Consider the following 22,847-nt stretch of genomic DNA (forward strand, 5'->3'; position numbering starts at 1 on the left):
ATGTGCCTTCTCGTCCAGCGGGGAGGCACGTGCGAGCGGCCCGGCCGTCCACCGGCCTCACCACGCACGGCCCCGCTCCGCCGCTTCCACAGGCCCGCCGTCCACGAGAGGAGGCGTCCGGACGAGCGCTTCGGACCTCCCCTGGGGCGCTCAGGGCTTTTTCGCGGCGTGGGCCTCCACCTGTCGCCACACGCGGAAGACATTGCCCGAGGCGACCTTCTCGATGTCCGCCTCGCTGTAGCCCCGCTCGAGCAGGACGCGGAAGAGGTTGGGGTATTGCGAGACGTCCTTGAGCCCGATGGGAAGCGAAGGGCCCACGCCATCGAAGTCGGAGCCGAGTCCCACGTGGTCGATACCCACCAGCTTCACGACATGGTCGATGTGGTCCGCCACGTCCTCCACCCGGGCCAGGGGGAGCGGGTGCTCGCGCTGGTAGGTTTCGATGAAGGTCTTGAGTTCGGGGCTGCCCTTCGTCAGGCCCCGCCGGACCGCGAAGGCCTCGATTTCCGTGCCCAACTGCTTGCCGTAGTTCTGCGCGGCCGGGGTGAGGAACGCGGAGCCGAAGTTGATCATCACCACTCCCCCCTTGGCGGCCACGGCGCGGATGAGCTCATCGGGGATGTTGCGCGCGAAGCCGGGCGTGAAGTGGCGACACGATGAATGCGAGGCAATCACAGGCAGTTGGCTCACCTCCACGGCCTGCCGGAGGGCGTCATCCGAGAGGTGCGCGACATCCACCATGATGCCCACCCGGTTCATCTCCGCCACCACCTGACGGCCGAAGGGGCTGAGCCCGTTCCAGGTGCCCTTGCCCTGGCTGGCGGCGGCATCGCTGATGAGGTTGTCCTCGGAGTGGGTGAGGGTGATGTAGCGCACGCCGCGCCGCTGGAAGTGACCGACGTTCTCCAGCCGGTCCTCGATGGCCGCGCCATTCTCGATGCCCAGCGCGAAGGAGACCTTGCCCGCCTGGGTGTTGCGCAGGGCCTCCTCGACGGAGGAGGCCATGGCGAACTTCCCGGGTGAAGCGCGCGCGATCTCCTCCATCATGTCGATGAGCGAGTCCGCCAGCTGCCGGGCCCCGCCCTGCTTCTGGTACTCGGCGGGGATGTAGATGGACATGAAGGCCACGTCGAAGCCGCCCTCCACCGCGCGGGCGTGGTCGAAGTCGCCCTTGGCGGTGCGCAAGGAGATGTCCTCGGTGGGCGTGCCGTCCGGTCCCAATCCCTCACGCAGGCGGTAGGGCACGTCGATGTGGCCATCGGCGATGACGATGCGCCGGGCCAGCTCCCGGCTGCGTTCGGCGAGGTCCACGGGCGCTTCTGGCGCCGGGACGTTCGTTCCGTGGGAGCAGGCCGAAATCGCGAGCAGGGCGAGGCTCAGAAGCGCGGAGGTGGGTCGCATGCCCCCTCTTCGCCTACCTCGGCCTTTGATTGCCTGCCTTTTCGTCATGGGCGCGGGGAGGGCCCGCCTGTCCGGCGACACTTCACGCAACTTCACGGGCCGGTGGTGGGAGGCTGGCGTATGAACCTCCACCGAAGGGGAGACTCCGATGGCATCCGCGAAGGCAATGTTGGGGAGCGTCCTGGGACGCTTCCTCTTTACCGACTCCCAGGTGACGCAGGTGCGCGAGGTGTCGCGAGCCTTCCGCCAGGTGGACTGCGAAGGCGTGGCCCTGCGAGGACAGGGCTGGTCTCCTGGCGACAAGGTGCAGGTGTACCTGCCGGGATTGGGCTTGCGGACATACACGCCGCTGTCATGGGACGAAGCGCGCGGCGCCACGTCCTTCCTGGTGTACCTGCACGGCGACAGCCCGGGCGCGAAGTGGGGACGCGACGTGCGCGTCGGGGATGCGCTCCAGTTCTTCGGGCCCCGCCGTTCGCTGGTGTTGGACGAGGGCCGCGCACCGGTGGTGCTCTTCGGTGACGAAACGTCATTCGCGGTGGCGCATGCCTTCCGGACCGCCGGGAAGCGAGACGTGACGCCCCTCTTCGAGGTGTCGCACCGCGAGGACTGCGCGCCCGCGCTGCGCGAGCTGGGCTTCGAAGGCCAGGACGTGGAACGCCAGGCAGGCGACGCGCACCTGGCTCGGGTCCACGAACGGCTGCGCGAAGCGCTGCGCGCGAAGCCGGACGCGACGTTGGTGATGACGGGAAGGGCGCAGTCCATCCAGGCCCTGCGGGCGCGGCTCAAGGGCGACGGTGTGCGCGCCACGCCCAAGGTGAAGGCCTACTGGGCGGTGGGCAAGGCGGGGCTCGACTGAGACGTCGTCGGCTCACGCCGGTGCGAAGTGCAGTCCGCGCAGCGTGTCCTCGCGGCCACGGCTGACGCCGGCGGGACGGCGTTTGGACTTCTGTCGCAGGAAGCGCGAAGCGTCCTGACGGCGATAGCAGGTGAGGAGCCGGTCCTCGTCATTGAGGATGAGGATCCACCCGCGCGCCTGCCGTGCCAGCGAGGAGTCGCGCAGACTCCAGGGCAGGTCGCGCTCGTGCACGGTGAGGTGGGTGGCACCGCACGCCCGGGCGGGCGTGCCGAAGTCGAGGATGAACGCGATGACCTCCTCACGCAGCCTCCAGCGGGCGCACTGTTCGATGAAGAGGCGGGTGATGGAGAACACGGACGACACGGGGCTCTGGCGCATGGCGGGCAATCTCCTTGCGCTCCTCCCAATACACTTGTCGTTCCAGGTCCCCGCGCACGCGATTCCGGGGACTTGCGCGAACCGCCCGCGGCCCCCGGAAGACAATCCGTCAATCCCGTGAGCGGTCCCTGTCAGCAAGGCACGCAAAGGCCCACGCATGCCCGGAGGACAGGGGCGCGAGGCGTCCGCGCGACACCTCGCCGGGTGGAGTAGCGGACGCCTGCTCGCTGGGAATGCGGAGCGTCCCGAAGAATTCCTACCCGGGCCCCACGGCTTTTGTCAGGCTCTCCGAGGACGTGATGGGGCAGCATGGCCCGTCCGGCTTCGCGACGACGCGTGTGGCGCCGGAACGACCTCTGGCCGAAGGGATTGGGAGGACGGGGCACGATGAGTCTTCGCTCGAAAGCACTGGGAGTCGTCCTGGGTGCGGGTGCGGCCGGGGTGACGCTGGCGCTCGCGTTCGGCGTGGGGTGCGGTGGCCGCGCGGTGCAAGGCAGTACGGTGAAGCTGCCGACCGTGGAGACCCAGGCGCTCCGCGCGCCCACGGCGTTCGCCTCCATCGGTGACAAGAAGGAGCGCTCGCGGGCGCTGTTCCTGGAGGCGAGCCGGGTGATGCTGCACCCCCGGTGCGCCAACTGCCATCCGGCGGGGGACAGCCCGACCCAGGGCGATTCCTTCCAACTGCACGACCCTCCGGTGGCGCGAGGCCCTGGCGACCAGGGCGTGCCGGGCCTGGAGTGCACGTCGTGCCACCAGGACAGGAACGCGGAGCTGGCGCGGGTCCCAGGTGCGCCCAAGTGGCACCTGGCGCCCAGGGTGATGGCCTGGCAGGGGCGGACGCCCCAGTCCCTGTGCGAGCAGTTGAAGGACCCGGCGCGCAACGGGGGCAAGAGCCTGGCGGAGATCATCGAGCACTCCGCGCATGACGAACTGGTGGGCTGGGGATGGAAGCCGGGGGCGGACCGGGTGCCGGCGCCGGGGACGCAGGCGGAGTTCGGGGCCCTGGTGGCCGCGTGGGTAAAGGACGGCGCGGAGTGCCCGCGCGAGGAGAGTCGACCGTGAGCATCCGCCTTCGCGTGAATGGAACCGAGCATGTCCTCGATGTGGATCCGGAGATGCCGCTGCTCTGGGCGCTGCGCGACGTGCTGACGTTGACGGGCACGAAGTACGGCTGCGGGCAGGCGCTCTGCGGCGCGTGCGTGGTGCACATCGACGGGGCGGCGGTGCGCTCGTGCGTGACGCCGGTGCGCCGGGCGGACGGGCGCGAGGTGATGACCATCGAGGGCCTGTCGCCGGATGGTTCGCACCCCTTGCAGAAGGCGTGGGTGGATCTGGCGGTGCCGCAGTGTGGCTTCTGTCAGGCGGGGCAGATCATGACGGCGGCGGCGCTGCTGGCGAAGAAGCCGAAGCCCACCGACGCGGAGATCGATCAATCGCTGGCGGGCAACCTGTGCCGCTGCGGGACGTACACGCGCATCCGCACCGCCGTGAAGAAGGCGGCCGGGATGCCGACCGAATGAGCGGCTCGACCATGGAAGACCTCCGCATCCGGCTGTCGCGACGTTCCGTGCTCCAGGGTCTGGGAATCGTGACCGCGGGGCTGAGCCTGGAGGTGGTGCTGCCCAACCGGGCGCACGCCGCGCCCATGCCCACGTCCTACCCGCCGGTGTCTTCGGAGGGCTTGCGGGCGAACGTCTTCGTACACCTGGCGCCGGATGGGCTGGTCACCATCGTGTGTCACCGTTCGGAGATGGGGCAGGGCGTGCGCAGCTCGCTGCCGGTGCTCATCGCGGACGAGCTGGGCGCGGACATGGCCCACGTGAAGATCGTCCAGGGCGACGGCGACGAGGCGTACGGAGACCAGAACACGGACGGCTCCAGCAGCGTGCGGAAGATCTTCGACGACCTGCGGTACGCGGGCGCGACGGCGCGCACCATGCTGGTGGCGGTGGCGGCGAAGCGCTGGAAGGTGGCGCCCGAGGCGTGCGAAGCGCGCGACCACGCGGTGTTCCTCAAGGGCAGCCAGAAGGTGTTCAAGTTCGGGGAGCTGACGACCGACGCGGCGAAGCTCAAGGTCCCCGCGAAGAGCGCGGTGACGCTGCGACCGCGCAGTGAGCTCAAGCACCTGGGCAAGGAACTGCCGCTGATTGATGGCCCGGACATCGTGACGGGCCGCGCGGTGTTCGGCGCGGACGTGAAGCTGCCGGGGATGCTCACGGCGGTCATCGCGCGTCCGCCCGTGGCGGGCGGCAAGGTGGCCCGCTACGACGCGACGAAGACGCTCGCGGTGCCGGGCGTGCGCAAGGTGGTGGAGCTGCCGACGGCGCAGAAGCCGTTCCTGTTCCAGCCGCTGGGCGGGCTGGTGGTGGTGGCGGACCACACCTGGGCGGCGATGAAGGGCCGCGCGGTGCTGGACGTGACGTGGGAGGGCGGGGACAACGGGGCCTACGACTCGGCGGCGTACCGGGAGCAATTGCTGGAGGTGATTGGCAAGCCGGGCAAGGTGGTGCGCAACGTCGGCGACGCGGAAGGAGCGCTGGCGAAGGCGGCGAAGCGGGTGACGGCCACGTACAACACGCCGCACCTGGCGCACGCGCCCATGGAGCCGCCCGCGGCGGTGGCGAAGGTGGAGAACGGCACCTGCGAGGTGTGGGCCACGACGCAGAATCCGCAGGCCGCGCGCAGCGAGGTGGCGAAGGCGCTGGGGATGGATCCGTCGAAGGTGACGATCCACGTGACGCTGCTGGGTGGCGGGTTCGGCCGCAAGTCGAAGCCGGACTACGTGGTGGAGGCGGCGCTGGTGGCGAAGGCGGTGGGCGCGCCGGTGCGCCTGCAGTGGACGCGTGAGGATGACGTGCGCCACGACTACTACCATTCGACGAGCGCGCAGCGGCTGGAGGCGGGCCTGGACGCGAGCGGCAAGGTGGTGGCGTGGCACCAGCGCATCGCGTTCCCGCCGATTGGCTCTACGTTCTCCGACGCGACGTTCGCGGGGGACGGGGAGATGGGGCAGGGCATCGTGGATCTGCCGCTGGCGATCCCCGACATCCGGATGGAGAACTGCGAAGCGCGGGCACACACGCGCATCGGCTGGCTGCGGTCCGTGGCGAACATCTACCACGCGTTCGCGGTGCAGAGCTTCATCGACGAGCTGGCGCACACGAAGGGCACGGATCCGCGCGACACGCTGCTGGAGGTGCTGGGGCCCTCCCGGATCGTGACGCCGAAGGAGCTGGGCGTCGCGAAGGTGCCGAACTACGGACAGTCGCTGGAAGAGCACCCGGTGGACACCACGCGGCTGCGGCGGGTGATTGAGCGGGTGACGGGCCTTGCGCGGTGGGATGAGCGCAAGCGCGAGGGTCGCTCACTGGGGCTCGCGGCGCACCGCAGCTTCCTGACGTACGTCGCGGTGGTGGTGTCGGTGGTGAAGGACGCGAACGAGCAGATCCGCGTGGACGAGGCGTGGATCGTCGCGGACGCGGGCACAATCGTGAACCTGGAGCGCGTGCGGTCCCAGATGGAGGGCGCGGTGGTGTTCGGCCTGAGCCTGGGGCTGTACGGCGAGATCACGATGAAGGACGGCGCCACGGTGCAGAGCAACTTCCGGGACTACCGGCTGGCGCGCATCGCGGAGACGCCCCGGAAGATTCACGTGGACATCATCCCGAGCGACGGCCCGCCCGGAGGCGTGGGCGAGCCCGGCGTGCCCCCCGTGGCCCCGGCCCTGGCCAATGCTGTCTTTGCCCTCACGGGGACCCGGGTGCGGGAGTTGCCGTTGGTGAAGTCCGTGAAGGTCTGAGCGAGACCCCGGGGTCGTAGGGCCGTACATTCCCTACTGACCCCTCGGTGCTCGGGGAGGGGCGTTACTCGAACGCGGTGAAGGCGAAGGTGGACTGGAAGTCCACGTCCGCGCCCTTGGTCGTGAAACTGGCCGCAGCCGGGCCGCGCAGCACGACGTTGAACTTGCCGTCGAGGAAGCGCGTGTAGTCGGCGTCTGGCATTGCTTCCGAATCGAAGTCGACGACGAGCGCCACCGGGCCGCTCCCCGTGGGGTTCTCCACGTGGCCGGCGACGTAGGTGTTGTTGGACTCTTCGGTCAGGAACAACACGTCGACGCGGCCGGTGAAGACCTCCGCCAGGGAGGCCGCGCCCACGCTCCCCGCGCCCAGGGTGAGCGTCAGGGTCGTGAGCTCCACGCGAGAGGGCGACTTGCCGTCCAGCCCCTGGCGCGCCTCATCGACGAAGACCTTGTAGGGGTTCCCCGACTCGGTCGAGATGCCCTTCTGGGTGGTGACGGTGCCGTTGGTGGTGTCGGACGACTTGGCCTTGAGGTTGATACCGACCGGCGCCGAGTACGACACCGGGTCTCCTCCGCAGCCGATGAGCGAAAGGGTGGCGCACAGCAGCAGCGGGAGGACGCGGCTCAGCAGCATGGGGGACTCTTCCTGGGAAGACGGCGAGGGGCACACCCGGCCTGAGGCCCCACTCACGGTCTGCACCGTCAGCAGCAAGACCTCCGGAGCGGTTTCCCGGCCACATGAGGGCTGCGCTCCAAGGAAGGCTCGGGCGATTCCAGAGCCTGGGAGCCCCTCCCCGCAGGGCCACCAGGCGTCCACTGGCCAGGGGCTCGTGCGTGCCCCGGTTGAAGCCCGCTGGCCCCTGCGCTACACCGCTCCGCAGTCGCTAGGGGCGCCTCCGGAAGGGGGCTGAGACGGTCGCGTTGCCGCGTCCGACCCTTTGAACCTGAACCGGTTAATACCGGCGGAGGGAAGCGGTGTGGGTGCTCCATGCCCGTCCCGTCTCCCGTCCGTTGTCACGAGGAGTCGTCCGATGAGTGGAGCGTCCAAGAGCCTGAAGGTCGACGGGAAGGTGCTGGAGGGGATCAGCCGCGGCCCGCTTCCCGCCTCGCAGAAGGTCTACGTGTCCGGGACCCTGCACCCCGACATCCGCGTCCCCCTGCGCGAAATCGCCCAGACGCCCACCCGGCACCACGGCCCCGCGGGCTCCGGCCCGGAGACGGCCAACCCCCCTGTCTACGTCTACGACCCCAGCGGCCCCTACACGGACCCCGCCGCCGACATCGACCTGCGCCGGGGCCTGCCCGCCCTGCGTGAGAACTGGATCCACGCCCGCGCGGACACCCAGGAACTCGCCGGCATCACCTCCGAGTACGGCCGCGCCCGCGAAGCGGACCCGCGCCTCGCCGGCCTGCGCTTCAACCACATCCGCAAACCCCGCGTAGCCAAGGCCGGCAGCAACGTCAGCCAGATGCACTACGCCCGCAAGGGCATCATCACGCCGGAGATGGAATACGTCGCCGTGCGTGAGAACCAGAAGCTGCACGCGTCGCTCGCCGCCCAGCACCCCGGCAACTCCTTTGGCGCCGCCATCCCGCGCGTGATCACGCCGGAGTTCGTGCGCGAGGAGATCGCCCGGGGCCGCGCCATCATCCCCGCCAACATCAACCACCCGGAGCTGGAGCCGATGATCATCGGCCGCAACTTCCTGGTGAAGATCAACGCCAACATCGGCAACTCCGCCGTCACGTCCTCCATCGAGGAGGAAGTGGAGAAGATGGTCTGGTCCATCCGCTGGGGCGCGGACACCGTCATGGACCTGTCCACCGGCCGCAACATCCACGAGACGCGCGAGTGGATCCTCCGCAACGCGCCCGTGCCCATCGGCACCGTGCCCATCTACCAGGCCCTGGAGAAGGTCAACGGCAAGGCCGAAGAGCTCACGTGGGACATCTTCCGCGACACGCTCATCGAACAGGCCGAACAGGGCGTGGACTACTTCACCATCCACGCCGGCGTGCGGCTCCAGTACGTCCCGCTCACCGCGAAGCGCCTCACCGGCATCGTCAGCCGCGGCGGCTCCATCCTCGCCAAGTGGTGCCTCGCGCACCACCGGGAGAACTTCCTCTACACGCACTTCGAGGAGATCTGCGAGATCATGAAGGCGTACGACGTCAGCTTCAGCCTGGGCGACGGCCTGCGCCCCGGCTCCATCGCCGACGCCAACGACGCCGCGCAGTTCGGGGAGCTGGAGACGCTGGGCGAGCTCACGAAGGTCGCCTGGAAGCACGACGTGCAGGTGATGATCGAAGGCCCCGGCCACGTCCCCATGCACCTCATCCAGGAGAACATGACGAAGCAGCTCGCCGTGTGCCACGAGGCGCCCTTCTACACGCTGGGGCCCCTCACCACGGACATCGCGCCCGGCTACGACCACTTCACCAGTGGCATTGGCGCGGCGATGATCGGCTGGTTCGGCACGGCGATGCTCTGCTACGTGACGCCCAAGGAGCACCTGGGCCTGCCCAACCGCGATGACGTGAAGGAAGGCGTCATCACGTACAAGATCGCCGCCCACGCCGCGGACCTGGCCAAGGGCCACCCGGGCGCCCAGGCTCGCGACAACGCCCTGTCCAAGGCGCGCTTCGAGTTCCGCTGGGAGGATCAGTTCAACCTGTCGCTCGACCCCGAGCGCGCCCGCGCCTTCCACGACGAGACGCTCCCCGCCGAAGGGGCCAAGGTCGCCCACTTCTGCTCCATGTGCGGCCCGCACTTCTGCTCCATGAAGATCACCCAGGACGTGCGCGACTACGCCGACAAGGTGGGCGTCAACGAGGTCCAGGCGCTGGAGACGGGGATGCAGGAGAAGAGCGAGGAATTCAAGAAGGCCGGAAGCGAGCTGTACCGCTGAAGCCTCCAGGCGGGCGGGGGCCTCCTTGGGGCTCCTCGTCCACTGGATGACAGGCACCGACACGCCGTGCCATGTTGCGAACCTTCTGGGCGCATCCCGTCGCGCCCCGTTCAATTTTTGGAGGGCGTTTCATGGAGCCAGAGCAGCGCGAGGAGCAGCAGTTCGGTTCGTTCATCACGGGTTCGCCCACGGCGAGCACGGATGAGAAGACGATGGGCATGTTGGCGCACCTGGGCTCCATCGCCGGCCTCGTGGTGGGCGCGGGCTTCCTGGGCTGGGCGGTGCCGCTGTTCCTGATGCTGACGAAGGGCAAGGACTCGTCCTTCGTCCGCTCGCACGCGGTGGAATCGCTCAACTTCCAGATCACCACGTCCCTCGCGATGGCGGTCTCCGTCGTCCTGATGTGCGTGGGCATCGGCTTCCTGCTGGCGCTCATCGTGGTAATCGGCAACATCGTGTTCACCATCATCGCCGGCCTGAAGGCCAACGAAGGTGAGCTGTACCGCTACCCCGTCAACCTCCGGCTGGTGAAGTAGCCGTCAGCCGCCGATGCCCATCATGGGCAGGAGCGTGGCACCGTTTCCGGCCTCCGTGAAACGGTGCCCCTCCGGCTTGTCCCCCAGCGCGCGGCGCACGGCCATGGCCAGCTCCGCGTCGGTGGCCCCGCCCCGGATGAGCTGGTGCAGCGGCGCCTGCGCCCGGCCGCCCAGGCAGCTTCGCAGGTCCCCGTTGGAAGCCACCCGCACCCGGTTGCACCCGCCGCAGAAGTTCTGCGTCAGCGGGGAGATGAACCCCACGCGTCCGCCCGCCGTGCGCCAGTAGCGCGCGGGCCCGGAAGTGGGTGACGCGGCGTTCTCCTGGGGCTCCTCGGTGAGCGTCCTCCCGGTGGCCGCCAGACGCTCCAGGAGCTCCGCCGTGGGCACCGGCGTGCCCTGTCCGAAGGGCATCAGCTCGATGAAGCGTGGGGTGATGCCGCGCGCGTGCGCGAAGTCCACCAGCGCGGGGACCTCCGCGTCGTTGATGCCGCGCAGCACCACGACGTTGAGCTTCAGCGACTGGAAGCCCGCCGCCGCCGCCGCGTCGATGCCGCGCATCAGCGCGTCGAAGTCACCCTGCTTGGAGATGCTCCGGAACGTCTCCGCGGACAGCGTGTCCAGGCTCAGGTTGAGCTGGGTGACGCCCGCCTCGCGCAGGGGGACGGCGAGCGTCTCCAGGCGGCTGGCGTTGGTGGTGATGGCCAGGTGCTGGATGCCCGGCACCGCGGCGAGCCTCCGGGCGATCTCCTGGATGTCCGGCCGGATGAGGGGCTCGCCGCCGGTGAGGCGCACGCGGCGGATGCCCATGCGCGCGAACACGGAGACGATGCGTTCGAACTCCGTTGCGTCCAGCAGGTCCTTCTTGCCGCCCCAGGACGCCGGGGAGCAGTAGGAGCAGCGGAAGTTGCAGCGGTCCGTGATGCTCAGCCGCAGGTACGTCATGCAGCGCCCCTGCGCGTCGAGCAACGGCGGGGCGAGCGGATTGGATGCGGGTGAGGGGGCGGTCATCACGGGGCCTTCCGCCTTCATAACAACCCGCCCGGGGAAATCATCGCTCCCGGTGGGAAAGATCAGCCCTCGGTGCCGGAGGCTGAACGGATCGCGACCGGAGGTGCCCCCGGGGGAGGGGAGCCGACCGCGCTGGAACCCGGACCCACCGGAGGCGAATCCGTCTCGTCATCCAGGTCGGTGAGGCGCGCCAGCTCCGTCTCGGCCTCGGCGGCGTCGGCGGCGGCCTGCAACGGGTTGAGCTTCTTCTCCGCCATCTCCTTCTTGATGCGGATGAGCCCCTCCTCGCCAATGTCCAGGAACGCCTTCACCACGTCCGGATCGAACTGGGTGTTGGCGCAGCGTTTGATCTCCTGGATGGCGTTGGCGAACGTCGTGCCCTTGCGGTACGGCCGGTCGCTCGTCATCGCGTCCAGCGTGTCCGCCACCGCGAAGATGCGCGCGCCGATGGGGATTTCATTGCGCTGGAGGTTGCGGGGATAGCCCGCGCCGTCGAACCGCTCCTGGTGCGACAGGACGATGTCCGCCGGGGTGGAGAGGAAGGGGATGTTCTGGATCATCTGGAAGCCGATCTCCGGATGACGCCGCATCTCCAGCCACTCGTCGGGGGTGAGCTTGCCGGGCTTGAGCAGCACCGCGTCCGGCACGCCAATCTTGCCGATGTCGTGCAAGAGCGCCCCGCGGCCGATCTCCTCCATCTGCTTGCCGTGGATGCCCATGCGGCTGGCGATGGAGCTCGTGTAGCTGACCACGCGCTGGGAGTGGTCGCTCGTCTCGTGCTCGCGCGCGTCCAGGGCCGCCACCAGCGCCAGCAGGGTGTTCTGGTACGTGTTGGCGATGTTGTGCAGCGCGCTGCGAAGCTCGGCGGTGCGGTCGCGCACCTTGCCTTCCAGCTTCTTCTGGTAGCGCTTGCGCGCCATCTCGATGCGGCGCTTGGCGAGCGCGCGTTCGATGGCGCGGATGAGGTCGGTGAGCTTGGGTGGCTTGAGCAGGTAGTCCACCGCGCCTCGGCGCAGACAGTCCACCGCGGACTCGGTGTCGCCGTAGCCGGTGAGCATGATGACGGACGTGTCCGGCAGCCGCTCGCGCAGGTTCTCCAGCAGCCACAGTCCGTCACGGCCCGGCATCTTCATGTCGCTGATGACGAGCGGCGTCTCTTCTTCGCCCGCGATATCGAGCGCCATCTCGGCGCCATTGGCCACGACGCAGTTGTAGCCCTCCTCACGGAGGAGCACGGAGATGACGTCGCGGACGGAGTCGTCGTCGTCGACGATCAGGATTCGAGGCGGGGCGGGGGGGATGGCTTCCACGGAGGAAGATTCTAGAGGTTTCCGGGTCTTAAAGGCGAACGAGTGCGAGAAATTACCACCCGCCTCGCCTCCTTGCCGCCCAGGGCGGGGGGCAGGCCCTGGGTGCCTGGGGCACACCCCGGGTCCGCGTCATGGCTCCCGCCCCCCCGGAGTAGGACGCTTGGGGCGTTCAGCTCCGCGTCATGGATGCCCGGTCGTAGCGGAACGGGGTGAGGTCCAGGGAGGGCTTCTCGCCCAGCACCGCCTGGGCGACCAGCTTCGCGGTGATGGGGGTGAGGAGGATGCCGTTGCGGAAGTGGCCGGTGGCCAGGAACAGGCCGGGCACGGGCCCTTCGCCAATGTAGGGCAGCGCGTCCCGGGTCCACGGGCGGAAGCCGGCCCAGGTCTCCGTCACCGGGGCGGGGCCCAGGTCCGGGCACAGCTCCAGCGCCATGTCGAGGATCCGCGCCAGCCCCGCCGCCGTCACCTGCTTGTCGAAGCCCACGTGCTCCATGGTGCTGCCGGCGATGATCCGCCCGTCCGCGCGCGGCACCAGGTAGCCCTTGGCGGACGTCACCACCCGCTCCAGCAGGGGCAGTCGCGTTTGAAGCTGGATCATCTGGCCGCGCGCCGGCTTCACCGTCTGCGCCGCCACGCCCGCGCCCTGCACCAGGGACGACCAGGAGCCCGCGGCCAGCACGACGGCGTCCGCGCGCAGCACCTCGCCATCCAGATCCACGCCCACCGCCCGGCCGGCCTCGTGGACGATGCCGCGCACATGTCCGCTGCGGAACGTGGTCCCCACGCGCGCGGCGGCCATGGTCAGCGCGCGCACGAGCAGCCGGTTGTCGACCTGATGATCATCCGGGAAGTGCGCCGCGCCCAGGGCCTTCGGTGACAGGTGGGGCTCCAGCTCCCTCGCGGCCTGTCCGTCCAGCAGCACCGCGCGCAGGCCCATGCCGTGCTGCCAGCCCACGGTGGACTCCACGTGGTGGTGGTCGGCTTCGTCGAACGCGACGCGCAAGAGGCCACACGGGCGGTAGGCGATGTCCACACCCGTCAGCTCGCGCAGCTCCGCGGCGAAGCTTCCGTAGAGGGCGCGGCTTCGCAGGCACAGCTCGAAGAAGGGCCCCGGACCGTCGGACTCCCACTGCGGCGCGAGGATGCCGGCGGCGGCGCTGGAGGCTTCCGCGCCGGGGATGGAGCGCTCCAGCACCGTGACGCGCGCGCCCGCCTGCCTTAGACGCAGCGCGATGCCGCAGCCCATCAACCCACCGCCAACCACCAGGACGTCCGAGGTTCGCATGCGCCGCTTGTGCTCAAGCAGGGACGGGTTTGCAAGCTTCAAGACAACCCTGGACCCGGGGGTGGCTTGACGGCGGGGGCTCCGGTCGTTAACCCTAGGGGCGTGCGTTCCATCTCCGTGCATCACCATCATGCGCATCATCGGTCGGCCCACGACGGGACCGTTCGCCGCGCGCATGCCTGGGTGACGCACTAGAAGCGCACCTCCTCCGGCACCTGCCGCAGTGATCGAAGGCCCGTCCTCCCCAGGACGGGCCTTTTTTCGTTTCCCCCTCCCTCGTCTCCAGTTCCGTGAGCCCACCCATGTTGAAGATTGCCCTGCCCAACAAAGGCCGTCTGTCCGAGGAAGTGCGCGAGCTGTTCAACGACGCGGGCCTGGAGGTGCGCGGCCGGGGCGAGCGGGCCCTCACCGCGTCGCTGGGCGGCGAGTTCGAGGCCATCTTCGTCCGCGCCCAGGACATCCCGGAGTTCGTCGCGGACGGCGCGGCGCAGGCGGGCGTCACCGGCTGGGACCTGGTGAACGAAGCGGGCCGCGAGCTGGAGTCCCTGTTGGATCTGGAGTTCGGCCGGTGCCGGCTGGTGGTGGCCGCGCGCGACGAGAGCGGCGTCGTGCGCGTGGAGGATGTGAAGGACGGGATGCGGGTGGCGTCGTGTTTCCCCCGGCTGACGCAGGCCTACTTCCAGAAGCGCGGCCAGCGGGTGACGGTGGTTCCGGTGAGCGGCGCGGCGGAGATCGCCCCGCACCTGGGCATCGCGGACATCGTGGTGGACCTCACCTCCACGGGCTCCACGCTGAAGATGAACGGCCTGCGCGAAGTGTCCACGGTGCTGGAGTCCAGCGCCCGGCTGGTGGCGTATCCCAGCAACGGCGCGGACGCGCGGCGATCGCTGGAGGAGCTGACGCAGGCGCTGGGGTCGGTGCTGGCCGCGAGGGGCCGGCGCTACCTGATGGCCAACGTGCCCCGGACGTCGCTGGAGCAGGTGCGCGAGGTGCTGCCCGGCCTCAACGGACCCACGGTGGTGGACGTGATGGACGGGGGCAACTTCGTCGCGGTGCACGCGGTCGTCTCCTCACGCACCATCTACCGCACGGTCAACGCGCTCAAGGCGCTGGGCGGTCAGGGCATCCTCGTCACGCGCATCGAGAGGTTGATGGCATGAGCACCCCCGTCCTCAAGTACCAGGGCGCCCTGTCGGCCCTGAGCTCCGAAGCACGGCGCCGGTTGCTGGAGCGCGCCGGGAATGAAGCCGATGCCCAGGTGGCCACCCGCGTGCAGGCCCTCATCGCCCGGGTGCGCGCGGAAGGAGACCGGGCCCTGTTCGACTTCGCGCGCCAGTTCGACCGCGTGGAGTTGAAGGCCCTGGAAGTGCCCCGCGAACGCTGGGACGCAGCGCTGGAGTCGCTGCCTTCCGGAGTGCGTGGGGCGCTGGAGCGCGCGGCGCGCAACATCGCCCGGGCGCACGCGGCGCAGCGGCCGGTGATGATGGAGGTGGAGACGGAGCCCGGCGTGGTGGTGGGCCGCCGACCGGATCCGCTGGGCCGGGTGGGGGTGTACGCGCCCGGGGGACGGGCGGTGTATCCGAGCAGCGTGTTGATGGGCGTGGTCCCCGCGAAGGTGGCGGGCGTGGGGGAGATCATCGTCTGTTCTCCGCCGGGACCGGATGGCCTGCCGAGCGCGGGCGTGCTCGCGGCGGCGGCGCTGGCGGGCGCGGATCGTGTCTTCGCGTTGGGAGGCGCGGGGGCGGTGGCGGCGCTGGCGTATGGGACGCGGAGCGTGCCCCGGGTGGACCGCATCGTCGGACCGGGCAATGCGTACGTCGCGGCGGCGAAGCTCCAGGTGGTGGACGCGGTCGCCATCGACGCGCCCGCGGGGCCGAGTGAAATCCTCGTGGTCGCCGACGGCAGCGCGCGTGCGGACGCGGTGGCGCGCGAGCTGCTGGCCCAGGCGGAGCATGATCCGGAGGCGTGCTGCGTGGCGCTGGTCCTGGGGGCGTCGCTGGCCCAGGACGTGAGCGATGCGGTGACGCGTCAGGCTCGGTCCGCGAAGCGTGGGGAGATCGTGCTGTCGGCGCTTGGGAGTCGTGGGGCGGTGCTGCGAATCGACTCGCTGGAGGAGGCGTGGCCCTTCGTCGCGGAGTTCGCGCCGGAGCACCTGTTGCTCGCGACGTCGACGGCGTCGGCGGACCTGGCGCAGGTGCGCAACGCGGGCACGGTGTTCGTGGGCCAGCGCGCGTCGGTGGCCTTTGGCGACTACATGACGGGCGCCAACCACGTGCTGCCCACGGCGGGACTGGCCCGGGCGTACTCGGGGCTGAGCGTGCTGGACTTCTACCGGTGGACCACGTGGCAGCGCGTGACGCCAGAAGCGGCGGCGGCGATGGCGGACGACGTGGGGACGCTGGCGGACAGCGAGGGCCTCTTCGCCCACGCGGACGCGGCGCGGGCCTGGAGGTCGCCGTGATTCCGTTCCGCGACACGTACCGGGACATCCCGCTGTATTCCCCCGCGAGGAAGCCCTGCCGGGTGGATCTGAGCGACAACACGAACCTCTTCGGTGCCCCGCCGTCGGCGGATCGCGTGCTGCGCGAGGAGGGGCTCCAGCACCTGGCCCGCTATCCGGCGAGCTATGCGCCGGAGCTGAAGCGCGCCGTGGCCGCGTTCGCGGGCGTCGCGGTGGAGAACGTGACGACGGGCTGCGGTTCGGACGACGTCATCGACTGCGCGCTGCGTGCGTTCCTGGAGCCTGGAGATGCGGTGGCGTTCCCGGATCCGACGTTCGTGATGGTGCCGCTGTTCGCCAGGTTGAGCGCGCTGCGGCCGGTGCCGGTGCCCTTGAGGGAGGACCTGTCGCTGGACGTGGATGGGCTGCTCGCGACGGGCGCGAAGCTCATCTACGTCTGCACGCCCAACAATCCCACCGGCACGGTGGCTGCTCGCGCGGCGCTGGAGCGGCTGGTGGACCGGGCTCCGGGCGTGGTGCTCATCGATCAGGCCTATGTGGAGTTCTCCCGGGGCGGGGACTTCATGGACCTGGCGCGCACGCGGCCCAACGTGTTGGTGACGCGCACGATGTCCAAGGCGTTCGGACTCGCCGGGCTGCGGGTGGGCTGGGCGGTGGGGGCTCCCGCGCTGGTGGCCGAGGTGGAGAAGGCCCGGGGCCCGTACAAGCACACGGCGCTGGGCGAGGCCGTGGCGGTGTCCGCGCTCGCGGAGGACGTGGCGTGGATGGAAGCCTGCGCGGCGGAGGCGGTGGAGAACCGCGAGCGGCTGCGCGGTGGGTTGAAGGTGTTGGGGCTGGAGCCATTGCCCTCGGAAGCGAACTTCCTCCTCGTCCCCGTGCCGGAAGCGCGGCGGGTGGGCGAGGCGATGCGGGAGCGCAACGTGAATGTGCGGGTGTTCGAAGGACTCGCCGGGGTGGGGGACGCGCTGCGCATCGGCTGCGGTCCCTGGCCCTTGATGGCGACGGCGCTGAAGGCGCTCAAGGAGGCGCTGTGATGCGGGTGACGCTGTTCGACTACGGCGCTGGCAACCTGCACTCGCTGGCGAAGGCGCTGGCCACCGCGCCGGGCGTGGATGTGCGGGTGCAGGAGGATCCGCTGCGTGCGCTCGACACCGACGTACTGGTGCTCCCCGGCGTGGGCGCGTTCGGCTCGGCGGCGGCTCGGCTGGCCCCGGGCCGCGATGCGATGCGCAAGGCCCTGGACGCGGGCCTGCCCTGCCTGGGCATCTGCCTGGGCATGCAGCTGCTCTTCGATGAGAGCGACGAGGGCGCCGGTCAGGGTCTGGGCTACTTCCAGGGCCGGGTGACCCGGCTGACCGCGCGGCAGGTACCGCAGATTGGCTGGAACGACGTGGAGGAGGACCGGGCGCTGGAGTCCGCGAAGCTGGCCTCCGTGTACTTCGCGCACAGCTACGCCTGCCGCGCGGCGGATCCGTCGGATGTCGTGGGCTGGACGACCCACGAGGAGGACCGGTTCCCCGCCTCGGTGCGGCGCGGGAAGGTGTTGGGCGTGCAGTTCCACCCGGAGAAGTCCTCCCGCGCGGGCGTGCGCTTCGTGCAGGCGTTCCTGAAGGAGGTGGCCCCGTGATCGCCATTCCTGCCATCGACCTGAGGGAAGGCGCGTGCGTGCAGTTGGTGGGCGGCTCCTACGAAGCGGAGCGCGTCCGCGTGAATGATCCGCTGGATGCCTTGAAGCAGTGGCTGGCCCTGGGCTTCCGCACGTTCCACGTGGTGGACCTGGACGCGGCGCTGGGCAAGGGCTCCAACGCGGACGTTGTCACGCGGCTGGTGTCGCATGCCCCGGGGCTCACCTTCACCGTGGGCGGTGGCGTGCGCGATGGCGCCCGGGTGGAGGCGGTGCTCGCGGGCGGTGCGTCCTCGGTCGTCGTGGGCACCCGCGCCATCGAGGACCTCGCGTGGCTCACCGAGGTCGCGGAGCGCTTCCCCGGACGCGTGGTGGTGGCCGCGGACGTGAAGGGGCGTGAGGTGGTGACGCGCGGCTGGACGTCGGGAAGTGCCCGGGACATTCGCGACGTGCTGGCCGCGCTGGAGCCGCTGCCGTTGGGCGGGTTGCTCGTCACGGCGGTGCACAAGGAGGGGCAGTTGGGGGGCGTGGACCTGCCCCTGATGGGGGAGGTGGCTCGCACGAGCCGGCACCGGCTCTACGCGTCTGGGGGCGTGACGACCCTGGAGGACCTGCGGTCGCTGTCGAAGGTGGGCGCGCACGGGGCGGTGGTGGGCATGGCGCTGTACACGGGACGGCTGGACGCGCGCGCGGTCGCGCAGGAGTTCGCGGAATGAGCACGGCAACGAGCACCAAGGTCGTCCGGGAGACGAAGGAAACGAAGGTCACGGTGGAGCTGGCGCGGGGCTCGGGCGCGGCCCGGGTGGACACGGGCCTGAAGTTCTTCGACCACATGCTCGCCACCTTCGCGCGCTACGCGGGGTTGGAGCTGACGCTGCACGCGCGGGGCGACCTGCGCCACCACCTGATGGAGGACGTGGCCATCACGCTGGGCACCGCCGTGCAGCGCGTGGTGCCGGCCACGGCGGCGCGCTACGGCGAGCGCACCGTGCCCATGGACGACGCGCTGGTGCAGGCGTGCCTGGACGCGGGCGGGCGCTTCTACTACCGGGGCCCGCTGAAGAACCGGCTGTATGAACACTGGATGCGCTCGTTCTGCGAGCACTCGCGCATCACGTTGCACCTGCGCGTCCTGCGTGGCCGGGACAGCCACCACCTCACCGAGGCGGCCTTCAAGGCCCTGGGGCTCGCGCTGCGCGACGCGATGGTGGACTCCGGGGTCGTCTTCAGCATGAAGGGCAGTGTCTCCCTGGAGGTGACGTGATGCTCAGCCGACGGCTTATCGTCTGCCTGGATGTGAAGGGCGGACGCGTGGTGAAGGGCGTCCAGTTCGAGGGTCTGCGCGACGTGGGAGACCCCGTGGCCCTGGCGCTGCGCTACGAGGACGAGGGAGCGGACGAGGTGACGTTCCTGGACATCTCCGCCAGCGCGGAGGAGCGCGAGACGCTGTGGGACCTGGTCCAGCGCACCGCCGAGCGTCTGTTCATTCCGCTCACGGTGGGCGGAGGCGTGCGCACGGTGGACGACGTGGGCCGCGCACTCCGGGCCGGCGCGGACAAGGTGAGCATCAACTCCGCGGCGGTGGCCACGCCCGAACTGCTCACCGGCTGCGCCGAGCGCTTCGGCTCCCAGTGCGTGGTGGCGAGCATCGACGCAAAGCGGGAAGGGGCTGGCTACCGCGTCTACACGCACGGCGGCCGGCGCCCCACCGACCTGGACGCGGTGGCCTGGGCGAAGGAGTGCGTCCGACGCGGCGCGGGCGAGGTGCTGCTCACCAGCATCGACCGCGATGGCGCTCGCACGGGTTACGACCTGGGCATGACGCGCGAGGTGGCGGATGCCGTGAACGTGCCCGTCATCGCTTCAGGGGGCGCGGGTCGCGCGGAGCACGTGCGCGAGGCCCTGACCCTGGGCGGAGCGGACGCAGCGCTGGTGGCGGGCATCCTCCACGACGGAGTCACCACCGTGGGCGCCCTCAAATCCCTGCTGCGTGACAGCGGCCTTCCCATCCGGAGCACGACATGAACGCGGATTCCCGAGACCTGATGGAGGCCGCCGCCGACGTGGCGCGCAAGGCCGGTGACGTGGCGCTGGGCTTCTTCCGGGGCGGCATCGCCGTGGACACCAAGAGCGATGGAACCCCCGTGACGGTGGCGGACCGAACCGCTGAATGGACCGCGCGCCAGTGGTTGGAGGAGCGCTTCCCGGACGATGGCATCCTGGGCGAGGAGTTCGGGGAGACGCGGCCGGGCGCGAAGCGCCGGTGGATCCTCGACCCCATCGATGGAACGAAGACCTTCATCCGGGGCGTCCCGCTGTGGGGCACGCTGGTGGCGGTCGCGGAAGGGGAGCGCATCCTCGCGGGCGCGGCGTACTTCCCGGCCGTGAACGAGCTGCTCGTCGCATCCCCGGGCCTGGGCTGCTTCTGGAACGGATCCGCCGCGCGCGTGTCATCGCAGGCCGACCTGTCCCAGTCCGTGGTGCTGGTCACCGACGAGCGCTTCCTCCAGAACCCCACGAAGGGCGCGGGCTGGAGGGACCTGTCACGACAGGCCTCCCTCTCCCGCACCTGGGGCGACTGCTACGGCTACCTGCTCGTCGCCACCGGGCGCGCGGAAGTCATGGTGGACGAGGGCCTGTCGCCCTGGGACGCGGCGGCGCTGCAACCCATCATCGAGGAGGCAGGCGGCGTGTTCACCGACTGGAAGGGGCAGCGCACGGCGTTCGGCGGCGACGGCATCGCCACCAACGCGGTGCTCGCCTCGCGCGTGCGCGAAGTGCTGGGCGCGGGAGGCAGGCCGTGACGCTGGACGTGTCCGCGTTGAACTTCGACAAGGGGCAGGGCCTGGTGACGGTGGTGACGCAGGACGCGCGCACCGGCGATGTCCTGATGGTGGCGCACGCGGATCGTGAGGCCCTGGAGCTCACGCTCTCCACCGGAGAGATGCACTACCGCTCCCGCACTCGCGGCCTCTGGCACAAGGGCGCCACCAGCGGGAACACGCAGAAGGTCGTGTCCCTGAGCGCGGACTGCGACGGCGACGCCGTGCTCGCGCGCGTGGAGAAGGCCGGCCCCGCGTGTCACACCGGCGACGAGACCTGCTTCGGTGAGGGCCGCTGGGATGCGCTCGCGCACCTGGACGCGACGCTCACCCACCGAGCGGGCACTCCGACGGGAGAAGGGGAGAAGCCCAGCTACACGCGGCGGCTGCTGGAGGACCGCAACCTGCGCCTCAAGAAGCTCGGAGAAGAGGCCGCGGAGCTCGTGACGGCCTGCGCGGATGCGGATCCACACCGCGCCGTCGAGGAAGCAGCCGACCTGCTCTACCACGTGCTCGTCGCCGTCCGTCCGCTGGGCCTCGGCCTGGAAGACGTGAAAGCCGTGCTGGCCAACCGCGCGCGTCCCTCAAAGGGCTGATCAGCTCGAAAAGCAGGGCGTGTCGGTTGCGACCCAGGCGGAGTTGTCCAGCTGTACTGCAGCTGGACAGCGTGGCTGGCACACAGGCGCGCCAAAGGTACAGGAGTGTGTCCGCTACTCTTCAACCGCCCTTGCGATCCTGGTACAGATTCCGGCCTGCGGCGCGGGCCGCGCCAGACGAGGCGCCCCAGTTCTCAGCGTTCGCTTCACCGGAGGATTCGTGACTTCCACGTACCAATCCGAACTCATCGACCGCGTGTTCTTCTCCCGTTGGCACAACCCGCCGACGAAGGACGACGTCGCGGCCATCATGGCGCAGATGGAGGAGGCGACTCAGCGGCTGGGAACGAACGTGCTGTACATCGCTTCCATCAGCCCCAAGGCCAAGGTTCCGGACGCGACCGAGCGCGCGCACCTGAACCAGATGGTGGCCGAGGGCCGGCGGTTCTGTGAGCAGTCCTGGCTGGTGTACGAAGGCACGGACCTGCAGCACAACCTCCAGCGAGTCATCATCTCGGGCGTGCTCATCCTCACTCGCACGTTCGACAACTACCTGTCGGTCGCCAAGTCGGCGGACGCCATCGTGAAGGACGTCTCCACCGCGCTGAAGCGCGACGCGTCCGGCATCTTCAAGACTGCGCGCGAGCGCGGCCTCATCGCCTGAGTCCCACGCGAGCGACGTCGGACCCCCGTTCCGACGCCGCGTGATTGCTGGCGCCCGCGTCTATCGGGCGCCGATGATTTCCAGCTCCTTCAGTTCCACGCCCTGCCGCTCCGGTAGGACGCTCACCGCGTCCACGTCGAGCAGCGGAACGGCAGGCTTGCAGATCTCCCATCCGCCCGTCCCGCGAAAGCGGCAGACGGTGGGATCGACGTGGAAGGCCGCACCCTGGCTGTCCCTGCGTCCCACGCCCTCCGGCGCGCGGATGATGGCGCGCAGCGTGCCCGGCCCCGTGGCGCGCACCTGGAACGACACCACGTACTTCAGCGAGGGCGCGTAGCCCAGGCGCAGCACGCCCTGCGTCCCGTCACCGCCCGTGCCCACCGGCAGCTTCACGCCCGACAGCTCGTCTGAATCGAACGCCCGGAACGCATCCCCGGGGCCGGTCTGCTGATCCGGTTCGATGGGCGCCGTCTCCACCGCGCTTCCAGTGAACAGTGACGCGAGCCGGGGCGCCCGTGCGCCCTGCTGCACCGCCGCCGCGTTCAGGAGCGGCGTGGGCAACTGCTCCGTCTTCACGCACGTGGGGGCCAGCTCCTCCAGCAAGGCCAGCAGGGGCGGCTCCAGCTCCGTGCCGGACAGGGCCGCGGGCCCCACGGCCAGGCGGACAAGCTCCTGGCAGGCCGTACCCAGGCCCGCGCCCGCGTGCTCCAGGCTCCAGCGGGCCTCCTGGAGATCCGGGGTGCCGCGCCGCGCAGCCTCCTGCAACGCGCGCGTCACGGCGTGACCGCAGGGGTTGTCCTGGGGCGCGCAGCGCTCGCACAGGGTGGTGAGCATGGCGCGGGGCACCGCGTCACCCCCGATGAGGGGGGTGCGGGAGGCCAGGGCAGGGCCCCTCGCGCAGGCCGCGGCGGGAGGGGTGGGGCAGTCTCCGAGCTGTCGGCGCGCATCGCTCCAGGCGGTGCCGGCATCGGATCCGGGGTGGGCCTTGAGGACGTCAGCCAGCACCGCGTCCAGGCTCCGGCACGCGGCGGGGCCCAGGTCGGGCGGGCCAGGCATCGCGGCCGGTCCCTTCCGGGGGGCCGGAGCGGGCGTGTCGCGGTGGGTCACGTAATACAGGCGTCCAAAGGCCAGCAGCGCTACTACCATCAACAGGAGCCGATGAAGTGGGAAGCGGCGCACGAGCAAACTCCTTGAT

The 22,847-nt window shown here is 70.1% G+C and carries 23 protein-coding genes and 1 riboswitch; of the genes, 16 read left to right on the forward strand and 7 right to left on the reverse strand.

Annotation, left to right across the window (positions count from 1 at the left end):
- Positions 1-150 precede the first annotated feature (150 nt).
- Positions 151-1,401: a dipeptidase gene (locus OV208_RS38420; protein ID WP_267578942.1), complete on the reverse strand. Its 1,251-nt coding sequence runs from the start codon at positions 1,399-1,401 to the stop codon at positions 151-153.
- Positions 1,402-1,549: 148 nt separating this feature from the next.
- Between OV208_RS38420 and OV208_RS38425 the strand changes: the two genes are divergently transcribed.
- Positions 1,550-2,260 (forward strand): siderophore-interacting protein, encoded by a 711-nt coding sequence (locus OV208_RS38425; RefSeq protein ID WP_267578943.1) that lies wholly within the window; start codon positions 1,550-1,552, stop codon positions 2,258-2,260.
- A 12-nt stretch (positions 2,261-2,272) separates the two neighbouring features.
- Here the strand turns inward: OV208_RS38425 and OV208_RS38430 are convergent, their stop codons facing one another.
- Complete coding sequence (locus tag OV208_RS38430) at positions 2,273-2,638, reverse strand: hypothetical protein (RefSeq protein WP_120545478.1); 366 nt, start codon at positions 2,636-2,638, stop codon at positions 2,273-2,275.
- Between the two features lie 387 nt (positions 2,639-3,025).
- Between OV208_RS38430 and OV208_RS38435 the strand changes: the two genes are divergently transcribed.
- Genes OV208_RS38435 through OV208_RS38445 form a run of 3 tightly spaced genes read left to right on the forward strand, consistent with a single transcriptional unit; the run spans position 3,026 to position 6,437 of the window.
- Positions 3,026-3,700, forward strand: a complete 675-nt coding sequence (locus tag OV208_RS38435) for an Isoquinoline 1-oxidoreductase subunit (RefSeq protein ID WP_267578944.1) — start codon at positions 3,026-3,028, stop codon at positions 3,698-3,700.
- Positions 3,697-4,158, forward strand: coding sequence for a (2Fe-2S)-binding protein (locus tag OV208_RS38440; protein ID WP_120545476.1), 462 nt, complete (start codon positions 3,697-3,699; stop codon positions 4,156-4,158). Before OV208_RS38435 ends, OV208_RS38440 begins: the two co-directional genes overlap by 4 nt.
- A gap of 11 nt (positions 4,159-4,169) precedes the next feature.
- Positions 4,170-6,437 carry a xanthine dehydrogenase family protein molybdopterin-binding subunit gene (locus tag OV208_RS38445; protein WP_267578945.1) on the forward strand — a complete coding sequence of 756 codons (2,268 nt, stop codon included), beginning with the start codon at positions 4,170-4,172 and terminating at the stop codon, positions 6,435-6,437.
- Positions 6,438-6,501: 64 nt separating this feature from the next.
- Here OV208_RS38445 and OV208_RS38450 read toward each other — a convergent pair whose 3' ends face one another.
- The gene (locus OV208_RS38450; RefSeq protein WP_267578946.1) at positions 6,502-7,071 is read right to left on the reverse strand and encodes a hypothetical protein; all 570 of its coding nucleotides are present in this window, start codon (positions 7,069-7,071) and stop codon (positions 6,502-6,504) included.
- 242 nt (positions 7,072-7,313) lie between these two features.
- Positions 7,314-7,425, forward strand: a riboswitch (TPP riboswitch).
- A 43-nt stretch (positions 7,426-7,468) separates the two neighbouring features.
- Here OV208_RS38450 and thiC point away from each other — a divergent pair.
- The gene (gene thiC, locus OV208_RS38455; protein WP_267578947.1) at positions 7,469-9,346 is read left to right on the forward strand and encodes a phosphomethylpyrimidine synthase ThiC; all 1,878 of its coding nucleotides are present in this window, start codon (positions 7,469-7,471) and stop codon (positions 9,344-9,346) included.
- A 131-nt stretch (positions 9,347-9,477) separates the two neighbouring features.
- Positions 9,478-9,882 (forward strand): DUF4870 domain-containing protein, encoded by a 405-nt coding sequence (locus tag OV208_RS38460; protein ID WP_267578948.1) that lies wholly within the window; start codon positions 9,478-9,480, stop codon positions 9,880-9,882.
- A gap of 3 nt (positions 9,883-9,885) precedes the next feature.
- Here the strand turns inward: OV208_RS38460 and moaA are convergent, their stop codons facing one another.
- The 3 genes from moaA to thiO all read right to left on the reverse strand — a co-directional run bounded on the left by moaA (position 9,886) and on the right by thiO (position 13,485).
- A complete protein-coding gene (gene moaA, locus OV208_RS38465; RefSeq protein WP_267579078.1) occupies positions 9,886-10,890 on the reverse strand; it encodes a GTP 3',8-cyclase MoaA in 1,005 nt (334 codons plus the stop codon).
- A 62-nt stretch (positions 10,891-10,952) separates the two neighbouring features.
- The gene (locus tag OV208_RS38470) at positions 10,953-12,200 is read right to left on the reverse strand and encodes an HD-GYP domain-containing protein (protein WP_267578949.1); all 1,248 of its coding nucleotides are present in this window, start codon (positions 12,198-12,200) and stop codon (positions 10,953-10,955) included.
- A gap of 169 nt (positions 12,201-12,369) precedes the next feature.
- A complete protein-coding gene (gene thiO / locus OV208_RS38475; protein ID WP_267578950.1) occupies positions 12,370-13,485 on the reverse strand; it encodes a glycine oxidase ThiO in 1,116 nt (371 codons plus the stop codon).
- 302 nt (positions 13,486-13,787) lie between these two features.
- On the opposite strand from thiO, the gene hisG reads away from it, so the two are divergent.
- The 10 genes from hisG to OV208_RS38525 all read left to right on the forward strand — a co-directional run bounded on the left by hisG (position 13,788) and on the right by OV208_RS38525 (position 21,652).
- Positions 13,788-14,645, forward strand: coding sequence for an ATP phosphoribosyltransferase (gene hisG / locus OV208_RS38480; protein ID WP_267578951.1), 858 nt, complete (start codon positions 13,788-13,790; stop codon positions 14,643-14,645).
- On the forward strand, positions 14,642-15,946 hold the full coding sequence (gene hisD, locus OV208_RS38485; protein ID WP_267578952.1) for a histidinol dehydrogenase: 1,305 nt from the start codon (positions 14,642-14,644) through the stop codon (positions 15,944-15,946). The genes hisG and hisD overlap by 4 nt, the downstream gene beginning before the upstream one ends.
- Positions 15,943-16,980, forward strand: coding sequence for a pyridoxal phosphate-dependent aminotransferase (locus OV208_RS38490; RefSeq protein WP_267578953.1), 1,038 nt, complete (start codon positions 15,943-15,945; stop codon positions 16,978-16,980). The genes hisD and OV208_RS38490 overlap by 4 nt, the downstream gene beginning before the upstream one ends.
- Positions 16,980-17,573, forward strand: a complete 594-nt coding sequence (hisH, locus tag OV208_RS38495) for an imidazole glycerol phosphate synthase subunit HisH (RefSeq protein WP_267578954.1) — start codon at positions 16,980-16,982, stop codon at positions 17,571-17,573. Before OV208_RS38490 ends, hisH begins: the two co-directional genes overlap by 1 nt.
- Positions 17,570-18,286: a 1-(5-phosphoribosyl)-5-[(5-phosphoribosylamino)methylideneamino] imidazole-4-carboxamide isomerase gene (locus OV208_RS38500; protein WP_267578955.1), complete on the forward strand. Its 717-nt coding sequence runs from the start codon at positions 17,570-17,572 to the stop codon at positions 18,284-18,286. Before hisH ends, OV208_RS38500 begins: the two co-directional genes overlap by 4 nt.
- Positions 18,283-18,834, forward strand: coding sequence for an imidazoleglycerol-phosphate dehydratase (locus OV208_RS38505; protein ID WP_267578956.1), 552 nt, complete (start codon positions 18,283-18,285; stop codon positions 18,832-18,834). The genes OV208_RS38500 and OV208_RS38505 overlap by 4 nt, the downstream gene beginning before the upstream one ends.
- Positions 18,831-19,595, forward strand: a complete 765-nt coding sequence (gene hisF / locus OV208_RS38510) for an imidazole glycerol phosphate synthase subunit HisF (protein WP_420715088.1) — start codon at positions 18,831-18,833, stop codon at positions 19,593-19,595. The genes OV208_RS38505 and hisF overlap by 4 nt, the downstream gene beginning before the upstream one ends.
- On the forward strand, positions 19,592-20,374 hold the full coding sequence (hisN, locus tag OV208_RS38515) for a histidinol-phosphatase (RefSeq protein WP_267578958.1): 783 nt from the start codon (positions 19,592-19,594) through the stop codon (positions 20,372-20,374). The genes hisF and hisN overlap by 4 nt, the downstream gene beginning before the upstream one ends.
- The gene (hisIE, locus tag OV208_RS38520; RefSeq protein WP_267578959.1) at positions 20,371-20,988 is read left to right on the forward strand and encodes a bifunctional phosphoribosyl-AMP cyclohydrolase/phosphoribosyl-ATP diphosphatase HisIE; all 618 of its coding nucleotides are present in this window, start codon (positions 20,371-20,373) and stop codon (positions 20,986-20,988) included. The genes hisN and hisIE overlap by 4 nt, the downstream gene beginning before the upstream one ends.
- Before the next feature lie 220 nt (positions 20,989-21,208).
- Positions 21,209-21,652 (forward strand): DofB protein, encoded by a 444-nt coding sequence (locus OV208_RS38525; protein ID WP_120537998.1) that lies wholly within the window; start codon positions 21,209-21,211, stop codon positions 21,650-21,652.
- 60 nt (positions 21,653-21,712) lie between these two features.
- Here the strand turns inward: OV208_RS38525 and OV208_RS38530 are convergent, their stop codons facing one another.
- A complete protein-coding gene (locus OV208_RS38530; RefSeq protein ID WP_267578960.1) occupies positions 21,713-22,831 on the reverse strand; it encodes a hypothetical protein in 1,119 nt (372 codons plus the stop codon).
- Positions 22,832-22,847 lie beyond the last annotated feature (16 nt).

The organism is Corallococcus sp. bb12-1 (assembly GCF_026626765.1).
GTDB lineage: Bacteria > Myxococcota > Myxococcia > Myxococcales > Myxococcaceae > Corallococcus > Corallococcus terminator.